A 15,201-nucleotide genomic window follows, 5' to 3' on the forward strand; every position below is an offset into this window, starting at 1 on the left:
GGGGCCTCAGCGCTTGACGGGCATCCATGCCCGTCACCTCCCTCCGCAAGACCTCTGCTCGGCCTCCTGAAGTCGCGAAGATCAAGATCAAGAGCAAGAGCAAGAGCAAGAGCAAGAGCAAGAGCAAGAGCAAGAGCAAGAGCAAGAGCAAGAGCAGCGCAGCGCAGCTCTAGGTTTGGGCCAGCACAGACAAAACTCTACAATCCGAGTAAAGTGCCGCCCCCCGCCGTTTTCAGCAAAAGGATCCCTTCCATGACAAACCCTTTGGACATCGCCGTCGTCGGCGCCACCGGCAGCGTCGGTGAAGCCCTGGTGCAGATCCTCGAAGAGCTGGATTTCCCGGTCGCCACCCTGCACCTGCTGGCCAGCATGGAATCGGCGGGCAGCAGCGTGATGTTCGCCGGCAAGAAGCTGAAGGTGCGTGAAGTGGACAGCTTCGACTTCGCCCAGGTCAAGCTGGCCTTCTTCGCCGCAGGCGCCGCCGTCAGCCGCAGCTTTGCCAGCAAGGCGCTGCAGGCTGGCTGCACGGTCATCGACCTGTCCGCTGGCCTGGACGACGCCCTGGCCCTGGTGCCAGAAGCCAACGCCGAACGCCTGGCCGGCCTGGCATTGCCCGCCCGCATCGTCAGCCCGTGCTCGGCCGCGGTTGCCCTGGCCGTTGCACTGGCACCGCTCAAAGGCCTGCTGGATATCGAGCGGGTGCAGGTAATGGCCGCGCTGGCGGTGTCCGCACAAGGCCGTGAAGCGGTCAACGAACTCGCCCGGCAAACCGCAGAGCTGCTCAATGCCCGCCCCCTGGAGCCGCGCTTCTTCGATCGCCAGGTGGCGTTCAACATGCTGGCCCAGGTCGGAGCCGCCGATGAGCAAGGCCACACGGCCCTGGAGCGCCGCCTGGTCAGCGAGCTGCGCGTGCTGCTGGGCCTGCCGGAACTGAAGATTTCCGTGAGCTGCGTTCAAGTCCCGGTGTTTTTCGGCGATAGCTTCAGTGTGGCGGTGCAGAGCCGTCGCCCGGTAGACCTGGACGCGGTCAACCAAGCCCTCGAGGCGGCCGACAACGTGGAACTGGTGGAGCGCGATGATTATCCGACCCCGGTAGGCGACGCAGTGGGCCAGGACGTGGTCTATGTTGGTCGTGTACGGCACGGTGTTGATGAAGACCAGCAACTCAACCTCTGGCTGACCACCGACAACGTGCGCAAAGGCGCCGCGCTCAATGCCGTGCAAGTGGCGCAATTGTTGATTAAACACATGCCGTAAAAGATACTGGCGAGCACTATTGTCCTGCTCCGCATGCAGGTTTCAGGACGCTTTATACAAGGGAAGAGGTCATGCTTCGAATTCGCAAACTGGTTCTGGCCATGGCTGCAGCATCGGCGCTGTCGTCGGGCATGGCGAATGCCCTGGGCCTGGGGGAGCTGACCCTCAAGTCGGCACAGAACCAGCCCCTGGACGCCGAGATCGAGCTGCTCGACGTGCGCGACCTCACCGCCGCCGAAGTGGCGCCGAGCCTGGCGCCGCCGGAAGAGTTCAGCAAGGCCGGGGTGGCGCTGCCGACGTACCTCGAAGACCTCACCTTCACGCCGGTGATCAACCCCAACGGCAAGAGCGTGCTGCGGGTTACCTCCAGCCAGCCGCTGCCTGAACCGGTGGTAAAGTTCCTGGTCCAGGTGATGTGGCCGCAGGGCCGCCTGCTGCGTGACTACAGCGTGCTGCTCGACCAGGCCAAGGCCCAGGGCGAAAAGCCGGCTGCAGGCAATGTCGCGCCAGCGGTGACCGCTGCCGGCAGCTATACCACCCAACGCCGCGACACCTTGTGGCAGATTGCCGCGCGCAACACCCAGGGTGGTTCGATCCAGCAGACCATGATCGCGATCCAGGCGCTGAACCCGGACGCCTTCATCGGCAACAACATCAACCAGCTGAAGGTTGGCCAGGTGCTGCGCCTGCCCGACCAGCAGCAGATCCAGAATATCGCGCAGGGCGAGGCGACCGCTGAGGTGGCCGAGCAGTATGCCGCCTGGCGTGAAGGCCGCCGCCTGGGCCCGCGTGCCCGCCAGCTGGACGCCACCCGTCGCGGTGCCGCCGAGGCAGCGCCGGCGCGTATCGCCCAGGGCGACAACCTGCGCCTGGTCAGCCCGGGCAACCAGGCCGGTGCCGACCAGGCCAAGGCCCTCAACGACAAGCTGGCGGTGGCTCAGGAAAGCCTGGACACCAGCCGTCGCGACAACGAAGAACTCAAGAGCCGCATGGCCGACCTGCAGAGCCAGCTGGACAAGCTGCAGCGTCTGATCGAGCTGAAGAACAACCAGCTGGCCCGCCTTGAAGCCCAGGGTGCGGCGGCACCGGCCCAACCGGTCGCCAAGCCTGCGCCTGCCGCCGTCGATACCGCACCCAAGCCGGCTCACGCCGCCGAGGCCGCACCTGCCGGCCAGCCTGGCAGCATGGTCGACGAAATCATGGGCAACCCGCTGCTGCTTGGGCTGATTGCCGGTAGTGCCTTCCTCGTACTGCTGCTTCTGCTGTTGCTGCTGGCGCGCAAGCGCAAGGCCCAGCAGGAGGCTGAAAAGCACCTGCGCATGGCGCGGGCGCTGGAAGAAGAGCAGGGCGCAGGCTTCGACAGCGATAGCGCAAGCTTCGATGGCGTCGAGGTCTCGGCCCCGAGCGTGACCCTGTCGCCGGCTGTGGTCGCCGCTTCGGCTGCCGCCGCCACCGCCGCGGAAAAAACATCGGCACCCGCAGTGGAAGCGCAACCTGAACCGCAAGCCGACCCCCACGCAGCGCTGCTGGCGGAGGTCGAGCAATGCGTGGCCGAAGGCCGCCTGAACCGCGCTGCCGACCTGCTGGAGCCTGCCGTGGCCGCCGCGCCGCAGCGTGACGACCTGCGCCTGAAACTGATGGATGTGTACGCCCGCCAGGGTGACCAGAGCGCGTTCGTCGAGCAGGAACGCAAGCTGCCGGCCAGCGAGCCGAACAGTGCAGCCGTTGCCGGGCTGAAGGAGCGCTACCCGGCCATGCTCGGCCTGGCCGCTGCCGGCCTGGGCGCGGCGGCCCTGGCTGCCGAGATGGATGAGCAGTACGTGCAGGAGCTGCTGCAGGATCAGCCTGAAACGCCAGTGGTTGCCGACGTGGCACCCGAGGAAGAGCCGGCGTTCGAGCCAGAGGTGGCGGTTGAACCAGAGGCCGTTGCCCAGGTGGAACCTGAGGCAGTGCTCGAGTCCGAACTTGATCTGGATGCTGAGCTGGATGCCTTCGATGAAGTGCCGACCCTCGATGCGCCGGGCCTGGACGAACAGGACCTGGACAGTGCCTTCGACCTGAGCCTGGGTGACGACCTGCCTGAGCAAGACCCGCTGGCGGCGCCGCTGCTGGACGAATCGGTGGCCCAACAACCTGGAGTCGACGAGCCGGTACTGGATGAGCCGGTGCTGGAAACGGCTCAGCCGGAAGACGAGCCGTTTGCCGTGGATGCCGAGCTGCAGGCCGACGCCGACGCCGAGTTCGAGGCCATGCTGGCCCAGGCCGAGACACAGCCCGCTGTGGACCTGTCCGACTTCGACCTCGACGTCAGCGAACCGGTTGTCCCGGCCGCCACGGCTGCGGACGACGAAGCCCCGGTGGATGTCGCCGCCGAGCTGGCTGCCTTCGACAGCGAGCCAGCGTTCGACCCGCTTTCCGAGTTCGACCTGCCGTCCGACTTCGATCTTTCGCTGTCGCTGGAAGACGATTCGCCGGCAGCCAAGAGCTTTGCCTCGGAGCTGAACGACGTCAACGCCGAGCTGGACAAGCTGTCGCAGAGCCTCGAATCGCCGTCGCTGGAGCCGCACTTCACCAGTGAAGACGCAGTTGCCCAGCCAGAGCCCGAGCCACTGGACGACCTGGACTTCGACTTCTTCTCCGGTAGTGACGAAGTGGCCACCAAGCTTGACCTGGCCCGCGCCTATATCGACATGGGCGACAACCAGGGCGCGCGCGACATCCTCGATGAAGTGGTCAAGGATGGCGACGACAGCCAGCGTCAGGAAGCCGAGGACATGCTCTCCCGGCTGGTCTGAGGTTGCCTGCTCCGGCCTCTTCGCGGGTAAACCCGCTCCCACAGGTTCATCACAGGTCCGAATTCTGTGCGGGCCCTGTGGGAGCGGGTTTACCCGCGAAGAGGCCCTGAAAGGCAGTGCATATTCAACGGCAGCCCTACACGGCTGCCGTTGTCGTTATAATCCCCGCCATTCCGTACACCCCACAGGTTTCATGCTCTTGGACATCATCGACACCGCCGCCGCCGCCGCCGAGTCCGCGGCCGAAGGCTACTCCCGCATCGCCCTGGGCGTGGAATACAAAGGCGCGCGCTATCGTGGCTGGCAGCGCCAGGCCAGTGGCGTGCCCAGTGTCCAGCAGGCCCTGGAGCAGGCCCTGTCCAAGGTGGCCAACGAGCCGATCTCGGTAATCTGCGCCGGGCGCACCGACGCCGGCGTGCATGGCTGCGGGCAGATCGTGCACTTCGACACCCGCGCCGTACGCGATGAGCGCGCCTGGACCATGGGCACCAACTTCAACCTGCCCCATGACATCAGCGTGGTCTGGTCGCGGCCGATGCCTGCCGACTTCCATGCCCGCTTCAAGGCCTGCGCCCGGCGTTACCGCTACGTCATCTACAACGACCCGATCCGCCCGGCGCACCTGGCCGAGGAAGTCACCTGGAACCACCGCCCGCTGGATGTCGAACGCATGGCCGAAGCCGCGCAGTACCTGCTCGGTACCCATGACTTCAGTGCCTTCCGCGCCAGCCAGTGCCAGGCCAAGTCGCCGATCAAGCACATCTACCACCTGCGCGTCACCCGCCATGGCCAGATGATCGTGCTGGATGTGCGTGCCACGGCCTTCCTGCACCACATGGTGCGTAACATTGCCGGTGTACTGATGACCATTGGTGCCGGAGAACGCCCGGTCACCTGGGCACGTGAGGTGCTGGAGGGGCGCAACCGCCGCGAAGGCGGGGTCACGGCGCACCCGTACGGGCTCTACCTGGTGCAGGTGGAGTACCCCGAGGAATACGCGCTGCCCAAGCGTTACATCGGCCCACACTTTTTGACCGGCTACGAGGCATTGGCAGACTGACGGGCGAAAAGTCATTTGCTAACATCCGGCCTTTCACCGTAACAAGCAGGGTTCGCTGTCCATGAGCATTGTTCGCAGCAAGATCTGCGGGATTACCCGCATCGAAGACGCACTGGCCGCTGCCGAAGCGGGCGCCGATGCCATCGGCCTCGTCTTCTATGCCAAGAGCCCGCGCGCCGTGGACGTGCGCCAGGCGCGGGCGATCATCGCCGAGCTGCCGCCGTTCGTGACCACGGTCGGGCTGTTCGTCAACGCTTCGCGCTGCGAGCTGAACGAGATCCTCGAAGTGGTTCCGCTGGACCTGCTACAGTTCCACGGCGATGAAACCCCGCAGGACTGCGAAGGCTACCACCGGCCCTGGATCAAGGCCCTGCGCGTGCGCCCGGGCGACGACCTGGAGGCGGCCTGCCAGCTTTACGCCGGTGCCCGCGGCATTCTGCTGGACACCTATGTGCCAGGCGTACCCGGAGGCACCGGTGAAGCGTTCGACTGGTCGCTGGTGCCGGCGCGCCTGAGCAAGCCGATCATCCTGGCGGGCGGGTTGTCTGCCGACAATGTCGGCCAGGCCATCGCCCAGGTGCGGCCGTACGCGGTGGATGTCAGTGGCGGCGTGGAGCAAGCCAAGGGCATCAAGGACGCGGCGAAGATCGAGGCATTCATGCGTGCGGTGAAACAGGCGTGATGGCAGATGTGACGGCTGGCTGCGCGCCATCGTCCATAGCTTTCGCAGCCCTGCGGGGCAGCCGCCTGCGCCTGTGGCGGCAAGACAACACATTAGCGGTGGGGTGGCGCGCTGGAAGTCCCGGCGGCCGGTCCATCATCGTTTCATAAGAGATTTTGAGCTCAAGGGCAGGGCAGGGCCGGCGACACCGGCCCACGCCTGCCAATACTGGAGAAAGAAAGCATGAGCAACTGGTTAGTCGACAAACTGATCCCTTCGATCATGCGTTCCGAGGTGAAGAAGAGCTCGGTGCCTGAAGGCCTGTGGCACAAGTGCCCGGCCTGCGAGGCCGTGCTGTATCGTCCGGAGCTGGAAAAGACCCTGGATGTCTGCCCCAAGTGCAACCACCACATGCGCATCGGCGCACGTGCGCGTATCGACATCTTCCTCGACGCCGATGGCCGTGCCGAACTGGGCGCCGACCTGGAGCCGGTCGACCGCCTGAAGTTCCGTGATGGCAAGAAGTACAAGGACCGCCTGACCGGCGCGCAGAAGCAGACCGGCGAGAAGGACGCCCTGATCTCCATGAGCGGCACCCTGATGGGCATGCCGATCGTGGTCAGCGCCTTCGAGTTCTCGTTCATGGGCGGTTCCATGGGTGCCATCGTCGGCGAGCGCTTCGTGCGCGCGGCCAACTATGCCCTGGAGCACCGCTGCCCAATGGTCTGCTTCTCCGCTTCGGGCGGTGCACGCATGCAGGAAGCGCTGATCTCGCTGATGCAGATGGCCAAGACCTCGGCCGTGCTGGCGCGCCTGCGCGAAGAAGGCATCCCGTTCATCTCGGTACTGACCGACCCTGTGTACGGTGGTGTTTCCGCCAGCCTGGCCATGCTCGGTGACGTGATCGTCGGCGAGCCAAAGGCACTGATCGGCTTCGCCGGCCCGCGCGTGATCGAGCAGACCGTGCGCGAGAAGCTGCCGGAAGGCTTCCAGCGCAGCGAGTTCCTGCTGGAGCACGGCGCCATCGACCTGATCATCTCCCGTGGCGAGCTGCGCCCGCGTCTGGCCCGCCTGCTGGCGCAGATGACCGGCCAGGAAACCCCGGAGCAAGCGCGTGAGGCGGCTGCCGTCGCGTGATGAAACAACGATCCCTGGGCGAATGGCTCGCCTACCTCGAGCAGTTGCACCCCTCGGCCATCGACATGGGCCTGGAGCGTTCGCAGAAGGTGCTTGCCCGGCTGGCGCTGGGCAAGCTGGCGCCACGCGTGGTGACGGTGACCGGCACCAACGGCAAGGGCTCGACCTGCGCCTTCGTGGCCTCGCTGCTGCGTGCCCAGGGGCTCAAGGTCGGCGTGTACAGCTCGCCGCACCTGTTGCGTTACAACGAGCGGGTGCTGATCGATGGCCAAGAGGCCGGCGATGAGCGCCTGTGCGAAGCCTTCGCCGCCGTCGAGGCGGCGCGAGGCGATATTTCCCTGACCTACTTCGAGATGGGCACCCTGGCCGCGTTCTGGTTGTTCTACCAGTCGCAGCTGGATGCCGTGGTACTGGAAGTGGGCCTTGGTGGTCGCCTGGACACCGTGAACGTGGTGGATGCCGACCTGGCCCTGGTGACCAGCATCGGCGTCGACCATGTCGATTACCTGGGTGATACCCGCGAGCTGGTGGCCTTCGAGAAGGCCGGCATCTTCCGTCAGGGCAAGCCGGCACTGTGCGGTGACCTGGATCCGCCTCGGCCGCTGCTGGACAAGGCCGCCGAACTGGCTGCGCCGCTGTTCCTGCGTGGTCGTGACTTCGACCTGGCCAGTGCCGATGGCAGCTGGAACTGGCGGGGTACTGCGGCTGATGGTGCGCAGGTAGAGCTGCGTGGCCTGCCTTTGCTCGACCTGCCCATGGAAAACGCCACGCTGGCCCTGCAGGCCTACCTGCTGATGGGCCTGCCCTGGGACGCCGGGCAGATTCGCCAGGCGCTGCTGGATACCCGCATCACGGGTCGCCTCGACCGTCGCCTGCTGAGCTGGCAGGGCAAGCCGGTGGAGCTGTTGCTGGATGTCGGGCACAACCCGCATGCCGCGGAGTACCTGGCTCGGCGCCTGGCGGCCCGGCCGCTGAAGGGGCGCCGCCTGGCGGTGTTCGGCCTGCTCGCCGACAAGGACCTGGACGGTGTTGTCGCGCCGCTGCAGGGGCTGGTCGACGACTGGGCAGTGGCGCCACTGGATACCCCGCGCAGCCGCCCGGCTGCGGAGCTGGCCACGGCCTTGACGAACGTCGGCGCCGCGGTGAAGTCTTATGCCAGCGTCGATGCTGCCCTTGAAGGGCAATGCGCGCAGGCAACGGCGGATGACCAGATCTTGCTGTTCGGTTCGTTTTTCTGTGTTGCCCAGGCACTGGAATGGCTGGAGCGGCACGCCCAGGAGGGTGGAGTAGATGGCAGTGCTGGATAAAGGGATGAAACAGCGCATGGTGGGTGCGTTGGTGCTGGTGGCGCTGGCGGTGATTTTCCTGCCGATGCTGTTCACCCGCGAGGACGAGATGCGTCAGGTGCGCGTCGAGGCCCCGCAGGCGCCGGCCATGCCAAGCCTGCCGGAAGTGAAGGTGGAACCGGTCGCCGTGCCGGAGCCGCAGGCCATTGCGCAGGAGCCGCAACAGCCACCGGTGGTGGTGGACGAGTCCACCGCGCCGGCGAGCGCGCCCAGCCAGCCGATTACACCGTCACCGCAGACCCAGCCTCAGGTGCAGGTGCAGCCCCAGCCTCAGCCTCAGCCTCAGCCCGTCAAGCCGCAGGCGCCTGTGGCCAAGGTCGAGCCTCAGCCGGCAGCCAAGCCGGCCGCGCCGGCGGCGCCATCGAAGATCGACGTCAATGGCCTGCCGGTCAGCTGGTCGATCCAGTTGGCCAGCCTGTCCAACCGTGCCGGGGCCGAAAAGCTGCAGCAAACCTTGCGTAGCCAGGGTTACAACGCCTATATCCGCTCGGCGGGTGGCATGAACCGGGTGTACGTGGGGCCGCTGATCGAGCGGGCCGAGGCCGAGCGCGTGCGCGACGCCATCAACCGCCAGAACAGCCTCAAGGGCTTCGTGGTGCGCTTCCAGCCTGAGCGCAGCTGATAACCCGGGGTCGGCTTTGCCGCTCATTCGCGGGTTCTGTATAGGTCTTGCAGCGGCGCGGTCCATGTGGGAGCGGCCTTGTGTCGCGAAAGGGGCGCGAAGCGGCCCCAGGATCTCAACGACACAGCCCGAATCGCCGGGGCCGCTTTGCGGCCCTTTCGCGACACAAGGCCGCTCCCACAAAGATCGCGTAAGCCCGGGTGGCGCTAATCACCTGACATTCCGCTTACCCAAGCCCCCGCCGCTCTGTTAAAATGCGCCGCCTCAAACGTCTGCAGGCAGCACCGTGGCATTTACCTTGGTTGATTGGGCGATCATCGCGATCATCGCCGTCTCCACACTGATCAGTCTCAAGCGCGGCTTCGTCAAGGAAGCCTTGTCCTTGCTCATCTGGATCATTGCCGGTGCGGTTGCCTGGATGTTCGGCGGTTCGCTCTCGGTGTATCTTGAAAGCTACATCCAGACGCCGTCGATGCGCGTCATCGCCGGCTGCGCCATTCTTTTCGTCGCCACCTTGCTGGTGGGGGCCATGATCAACTTCCTCATCGGCGAGCTGATCCGCGTGACCGGGCTGTCCGGTACCGATCGTTTCCTGGGCATGGCCTTCGGCGCCGCGCGCGGGGCCTTGCTGGTGGTGGTGGCCATCGGGCTGATCAGCCTGGGGCCGGTTCAACAGGACACCTGGTGGCAGGAATCACGCCTGATACCACAATTTCTCTTGGTCGCCGACTGGTCGAAAAACCTGATCCTGGGTTTTACCGGCCAGTGGACACCCAGTGGGCTGATCGGCACTCCAGCTGATCTTCCGTTCAAGGAACAGTTGCTCGGGCCGGCAAAGCCCTGAGCGCTATTCACTCAAGTTTCGTCAAAGTAGGGGTTGCGTCGCATGTGTGGCATCGTCGGTATCGTCGGTAAGTCGAACGTCAATCAGGCGCTGTATGACGCGCTTACGGTCCTCCAGCACCGCGGCCAGGACGCTGCCGGTATCGTGACCAGCCATGACGGCCGGTTGTTCCTGCGCAAGGATAATGGCCTGGTGCGCGACGTGTTCCAGCAGCGCCACATGCAGCGCCTGGTCGGCAACATCGGCATCGGCCACGTGCGCTACCCGACTGCGGGCAGCTCGACCTCGGCCGAGGCCCAGCCGTTCTACGTCAACTCGCCATACGGCATCACCCTGGCGCACAACGGCAACCTGACCAACGTCGAGCAGCTGGCCAAGGAGATCTACGAGTCCGACCTGCGCCACGTCAACACCAACTCCGACTCGGAAGTACTGCTGAACGTGTTCGCCCATGAGCTGGCGGTGCGCGGCAAGCTGCAGCCGACCGAAGAAGACGTGTTCGCCGCGGTTTCCCACGTGCATAGCCGCTGCGTCGGCGGTTACGCCGTGGTAGCGATGATCACCGGCTACGGCATCGTCGGCTTCCGTGACCCCAACGGCATCCGCCCGGTGGTGTTCGGCCAGCGTCACACCGACGAGGGCGTGGAATACATGATCGCCTCGGAAAGCGTGGCCCTGGACGTGCTCGGCTTTACCCTGATCCGCGACCTGGCGCCGGGCGAAGCGGTATACATCACCGAAGAAGGCCAGCTGTACACCAAGCAGTGCGCCGAAGCACCGAAGCTGCAACCGTGCATCTTCGAGCATGTCTACCTGGCCCGCCCGGACTCGATCATGGATGGCGTGTCGGTGTACAAGGCCCGTCTGCGCATGGGTGAAAAACTGGCCGACAAGATCATGCGCGAGCGCCCCGAGCACGACATCGACGTGGTCATCCCGATCCCGGACACCAGCCGCACCGCGGCCCTGGAACTGGCCAACCGCCTGGGCGTCAAGTTCCGCGAAGGTTTCGTCAAGAACCGCTACATCGGCCGTACCTTCATCATGCCCGGCCAGGCTGCGCGCAAGAAATCGGTACGCCAGAAGCTCAACGCCATCGAGCTGGAGTTCCGCGGCAAGAACGTGATGCTGGTGGACGACTCGATCGTGCGCGGCACCACCTGCAAGCAGATCATCCAGATGGCCCGCGAAGCCGGCGCCAAGAACGTCTACTTCTGCTCCGCAGCCCCTGCGGTGCGCTACCCCAACGTCTACGGCATCGACATGCCGAGTGTCCACGAACTGATCGCCCACAACCGTACCACCGAACAAGTGGCCGAGTTGATTGGCGCCGACTGGCTGGTCTACCAGGACCTGCCGGACCTGATCGACTCGGTCGGTGGCGGCAAGATCAAGATCGACCACTTCGATTGCGCGGTATTCAACGGTGAGTACGTCACCGGCGATATCGACGAAGCCTACCTCGACCGTATCGAGCAGGCTCGTAACGACCTGGCCAAGGTCAAGAACCAGGCGGTCAGCGCGATCATCGACCTCTACAACAACTGATTTCGGGAGCGACGGCATGACGGATCAATGGGATGCCGGACGACTGGACAGTGACCTCGAGGGTGTCGGTTTCGACACCCTGGCGGTGCGCGCCGGTCAAAACCGTACACCGGAGGCCGAGCACAGCGAAGCGCTGTTCCTGACCTCCAGCTATGTGTTCCGCACGGCTGCCGATGCCGCCGCGCGCTTTGCCGGCGAAACGCCGGGCAACGTCTATTCGCGCTACACCAACCCGTCGGTGCGTGCCTTCGAGGAGCGCCTGGCGGCCATGGAAGGCGCCGAGCAGGCCGTGGGCACCTCCACCGGCATGGCGGCGATCCTCGCCGTGGTGATGTCGCTGTGCAGTGCCGGTGACCATGTGCTGGTGTCGCAGAGCGTGTTCGGCTCGACCATCAGCCTGTTCGAGAAGTACTTCAAGCGCTTTGGCGTGCAGGTGGACTACGTGCCACTGGTCGACCTCGCCGGCTGGGAAAAGGCCATCAAGGCCAATACCAAGCTGCTGATCGTCGAGTCGCCGTCCAACCCGCTGGCCGAGTTGGTCGATATCACCGCCCTCAGCGAAATCGCCCATGCCCACGGTGCCATGCTGGTGGTGGACAACTGCTTCAGCACCCCGGCGCTGCAGCAGCCGCTGAAGCTGGGTGCCGACATCGTGTTCCACTCGGCCACCAAGTTCATCGACGGCCAGGGCCGCTGCATGGGTGGCGTGGTTGCCGGCCGTGCCGAGCAGATGAAAGAAGTGGTGGGCTTCCTGCGTACCGCAGGCCCCACCCTCAGCCCGTTCAACGCCTGGATCTTCACCAAGGGCCTGGAAACCCTGCGCCTGCGCATGCGTGCGCACTGCGAAAGCGCCCAGGTACTGGCCGAGTGGCTGGAGCAGCAGGAGGGCGTGGAGAAGGTGCATTACGCCGGCCTGCCGAGCCACCCGCAGCACGAACTGGCCAAGCGCCAGATGAGTGGCTTCGGTGCGGTGGTCAGCTTCGAGGTCAAGGGTGGCAAAGAGGGCGCCTGGCGCTTCATCGACGCTACCCGGGTGATTTCCATCACCACCAACCTGGGTGACAGCAAGACCACCATCGCCCACCCGGCCACCACCTCCCACGGTCGTCTGACGCCGCAGGAACGTGAAGCCGCCGGCATCCGCGACAGCCTGATCCGCGTTGCCGTGGGCCTGGAAGATGTGGCCGACCTGCAGGCCGACCTGGCGCGTGGGTTGGCGGCACTGTGATCGAAATCCGCGGCGGTACGCCCGGCCATAACGGCCGGGTAGCCCTGGTGACCGGTGCCGCGCGCGGCATCGGCCTGGGCATTGCCGCCTGGTTGATCTGCGAAGGCTGGCAGGTGGTGCTCAGCGACCTTGACCGCCAGCGCGGCGCCAAGGTGGCCAAGGCCCTGGGTGACAATGCCTGGTTCATTACCATGGACGTTGCCGACGAGGCCCAGGTCAGCGCCGGGGTGTCCGAGGTGCTGGGGCAGTTTGGCCGCCTGGACGCGCTGGTGTGCAATGCGGCCATCGCCAATCCGCACAACCAGACCCTCGAAAGCCTGAGCCTGGCGCAGTGGAACCGGGTGCTGGCGGTCAACCTCAACGGCCCGATGTTGCTGGCCAAGCATTGTGCGCCGTACCTGCGTGCGCACAACGGGGCGATCGTCAACCTCACCTCCACCCGGGCGCGGCAGTCCGAGCCCGATACCGAGGCCTACGCGGCGAGCAAGGGCGGCCTGGTGGCCTTGACCCATGCCCTGGCCATGAGCCTGGGCCCGGAGATCCGCGTCAATGCGGTGAGCCCGGGCTGGATCGATGCCCGTGACCCGTCGCAGCGCCGTGCCGAGCCGTTGACCGAGGCGGACCATGCCCAGCACCCGACGGGCAGGGTAGGGACGGTGGAAGACGTGGCGGCCATGGTTGCCTGGCTGTTGTCTCGGCAAGCGGCGTTCGTCACCGGCCAGGAGTTCGTGGTCGATGGCGGCATGACCCGCAAGATGATCTACACCTGAGCCTTTGGCATATCCTGTACCGGCCTCTTCGCGGGTAAACCCGCTCCCACAGGTACTGCGCAGTTCTCAAGGCCTGTGCAGTACCTGTGGGAGCGGGTTTACCCGCGAAGAGGCCGCCACAGGCAACCGCACCGCTTTTGCTCTTTTCTGAAAAAAATTCAATGGGGCTATTGACTTAGCTTCGCCACCTGCGTAAATTTCGCGGCCTCAGCGAAGCAAACGCAACAAGCAACATCGCGAGGGTGATTAGCTCAGCCGGGAGAGCATCTGCCTTACAAGCAGAGGGTCGGCGGTTCGATCCCGTCATCACCCACCACTTCCTGAGATGTTCCTGGTGCTTCGGGTTTCGCAAGAAGCCGATAGCCAGAGAGGAACGCACTGCGCAGCGGTAGTTCAGTCGGTTAGAATACCGGCCTGTCACGCCGGGGGTCGCGGGTTCGAGTCCCGTCCGCTGCGCCATTTTTAAGTAACAGATGGGTGCCTGGCACCGGTCTGAAGCCACAAGGCAAACGCCTTGGGCTGATCCCAGTTTCAATCGGGCGAAAGCCTGAACGATACGCAGCGGTAGTTCAGTCGGTTAGAATACCGGCCTGTCACGCCGGGGGTCGCGGGTTCGAGTCCCGTCCGCTGCGCCATCTTCGTTTCAAGGTCCCTTGAACACCTTGAAGCAAACACAAGAGAAGCGATCACGTTATCGCTTTTTTTGTGCCTGTCCTGAGGCCATCGCGCCGGAAGGGCAGACCCAGGTTTCAATCGGGCGCAAGCCTGAATGATACGCAGCGGTAGTTCAGTCGGTTAGAATACCGGCCTGTCACGCCGGGGGTCGCGGGTTCGAGTCCCGTCCGCTGCGCCATCTTCGCCTCGAGGCCCCTTGAACGCCTCGAAGCCACGAGAAAGCGACCTTCGGGTCGCTTTTTTCGTTTTTACGCCTGGCAATTGCCGCCCCTGACCCAGATTTACACGAACCTGACAGACTCTTCACCGATCAGCGGTTCCTGTGCCTGCCTGCTGTGTTGCACAATAGGCACCTTCTTGACTTACCCGGAATTCGCAATGACCAGATCTTCCGTCTTTGGTGCGCTCGGGCTGGCCCTGGTGCTGGCGGGCGTGACCGGTTGTTCCTCGAAAAAAGCCGCCGTCTACGAGCACGAGAACTTCGATGACTCGGGCACCTTCTCGCGCAGCTTCCCGGTGAGCGATGCCGGCTCCTGCGAGGCCGCCCGGCGCGCCTTGCTCAGCCAGGGTTACATCATCACCAGCAGCGGCGCAAACCAGGTGGTGGGCAACAAGAGCTTCCAGCAGAACAGCGAGAACCACCTGCAGATCAGCTTCAACGTCACCTGTGCGCCGGATGTGAGCGACGAGCAGCGTTCGACCATGTTCGCCAATGCCCTGCAGGACCGCTACGCCCTGAAAAAGTCCAACACCTCCGCCAGCCTGGGCGTTGGTGTACTGGGGTCGGTGTCGATGCCGATCGGCTCCAGCGACGACTCGATGGTCAAGGTGGCCAGCGAGACGGTGACGGCGGCGCAATTCTATGACCGCTATTTCGCCCTGGTGGAGAGCTACCTGCCAAAGCCCAAGCCTAAACAGGAGAGCAAGGCCAAGGTCGAGGAGCCCGCGCCGAAGGTCGAAGCGCCGGCGGCTGCCTTGGGGCTGCCGGAGCAGGCCGCGGCAGCGCCGGTGGCACCGGCCGCGGTTGCGGCGCCTTTGGTTGAAGCGGCGCCAGCCCCGGCCCCTGTTGCCCCGGCCAGCGAGGCGGTAGCCGCGCCGGTGGTGGATGACAGCCAGGGCTCGCAACCGGTGGCCCCACCGGCGGAGGCGGCACCGATCGAGGTGCAGCAGGAAGCCCAGCCTGCCGAGGCCGCCGAGACCGCTTCCCCCGCCCTTTGATAGCTTGCCTGTACCGGCCTCTTCGCGGGTAAACCCGCTC

At 65.0% G+C, this 15,201-nt stretch carries 13 protein-coding genes and 4 tRNA genes; all 17 read left to right on the forward strand.

The features are described 5' to 3' along the window. Window positions 1-26: 26 nt before the first annotated feature. The 17 genes from CAG46_RS28780 (at window position 27) to CAG46_RS19625 (ending at window position 15,161) form a co-directional block, all read left to right on the forward strand. Window positions 27-173: a hypothetical protein gene (locus CAG46_RS28780; RefSeq protein WP_158090800.1), complete on the forward strand. Its 147-nt coding sequence runs from the start codon at window positions 27-29 to the stop codon at window positions 171-173. 79 nt (window positions 174-252) lie between these two features. Beyond that, on the forward strand, window positions 253-1,257 hold the full coding sequence (locus tag CAG46_RS19550) for an aspartate-semialdehyde dehydrogenase (RefSeq protein WP_085617106.1): 1,005 nt from the start codon (window positions 253-255) through the stop codon (window positions 1,255-1,257). A gap of 71 nt (window positions 1,258-1,328) precedes the next feature. Beyond that, entirely contained in the window at window positions 1,329-4,052 is a 2,724-nt protein-coding gene (locus tag CAG46_RS19555) for a FimV/HubP family polar landmark protein (protein WP_085617108.1), read from the forward strand. A 193-nt stretch (window positions 4,053-4,245) separates the two neighbouring features. Then, window positions 4,246-5,112 (forward strand): tRNA pseudouridine(38-40) synthase TruA, encoded by an 867-nt coding sequence (gene truA / locus CAG46_RS19560; protein ID WP_085617110.1) that lies wholly within the window; start codon window positions 4,246-4,248, stop codon window positions 5,110-5,112. A 61-nt stretch (window positions 5,113-5,173) separates the two neighbouring features. Continuing rightward, window positions 5,174-5,794, forward strand: coding sequence for a phosphoribosylanthranilate isomerase (locus CAG46_RS19565; protein WP_085617112.1), 621 nt, complete (start codon window positions 5,174-5,176; stop codon window positions 5,792-5,794). A 222-nt stretch (window positions 5,795-6,016) separates the two neighbouring features. Then, on the forward strand, window positions 6,017-6,910 hold the full coding sequence (gene accD, locus CAG46_RS19570) for an acetyl-CoA carboxylase, carboxyltransferase subunit beta (RefSeq protein ID WP_025338243.1): 894 nt from the start codon (window positions 6,017-6,019) through the stop codon (window positions 6,908-6,910). After that, complete coding sequence (folC, locus tag CAG46_RS19575) at window positions 6,910-8,217, forward strand: bifunctional tetrahydrofolate synthase/dihydrofolate synthase (RefSeq protein WP_085617114.1); 1,308 nt, start codon at window positions 6,910-6,912, stop codon at window positions 8,215-8,217. Before accD ends, folC begins: the two co-directional genes overlap by 1 nt. Then, a complete protein-coding gene (locus tag CAG46_RS19580; protein ID WP_085617116.1) occupies window positions 8,201-8,878 on the forward strand; it encodes an SPOR domain-containing protein in 678 nt (225 codons plus the stop codon). The genes folC and CAG46_RS19580 overlap by 17 nt, the downstream gene beginning before the upstream one ends. 286 nt (window positions 8,879-9,164) lie before the next feature. Continuing rightward, on the forward strand, window positions 9,165-9,722 hold the full coding sequence (locus CAG46_RS19585; protein ID WP_013971612.1) for a CvpA family protein: 558 nt from the start codon (window positions 9,165-9,167) through the stop codon (window positions 9,720-9,722). Between the two features lie 42 nt (window positions 9,723-9,764). Continuing rightward, complete coding sequence (gene purF / locus CAG46_RS19590; RefSeq protein WP_025338246.1) at window positions 9,765-11,270, forward strand: amidophosphoribosyltransferase; 1,506 nt, start codon at window positions 9,765-9,767, stop codon at window positions 11,268-11,270. Window positions 11,271-11,286: 16 nt separating this feature from the next. Then, window positions 11,287-12,498: an O-succinylhomoserine sulfhydrylase gene (locus tag CAG46_RS19595; RefSeq protein ID WP_025338247.1), complete on the forward strand. Its 1,212-nt coding sequence runs from the start codon at window positions 11,287-11,289 to the stop codon at window positions 12,496-12,498. Beyond that, on the forward strand, window positions 12,495-13,268 hold the full coding sequence (locus CAG46_RS19600) for an SDR family oxidoreductase (protein ID WP_075044161.1): 774 nt from the start codon (window positions 12,495-12,497) through the stop codon (window positions 13,266-13,268). The genes CAG46_RS19595 and CAG46_RS19600 overlap by 4 nt, the downstream gene beginning before the upstream one ends. Window positions 13,269-13,508: 240 nt before the next feature. Further along, window positions 13,509-13,584 (forward strand) — tRNA-Val (locus CAG46_RS19605). Window positions 13,585-13,650: 66 nt separating this feature from the next. Next, a tRNA-Asp gene (locus tag CAG46_RS19610) sits at window positions 13,651-13,727 on the forward strand. A gap of 99 nt (window positions 13,728-13,826) precedes the next feature. Further along, window positions 13,827-13,903 (forward strand) — tRNA-Asp (locus CAG46_RS19615). 141 nt (window positions 13,904-14,044) lie between these two features. Further along, window positions 14,045-14,121: transfer RNA gene (locus tag CAG46_RS19620), tRNA-Asp, on the forward strand. 200 nt (window positions 14,122-14,321) lie between these two features. After that, entirely contained in the window at window positions 14,322-15,161 is an 840-nt protein-coding gene (locus tag CAG46_RS19625) for a DUF2242 domain-containing protein (RefSeq protein WP_085617118.1), read from the forward strand. Window positions 15,162-15,201: the final 40 nt, after the last annotated feature.

Origin of the sequence: Pseudomonas sp. B23(2017), assembly GCF_002113725.1 — a bacterium.
GTDB classification, from domain to species: Bacteria; Pseudomonadota; Gammaproteobacteria; order Pseudomonadales; family Pseudomonadaceae; genus Aquipseudomonas; species Aquipseudomonas putida_Z.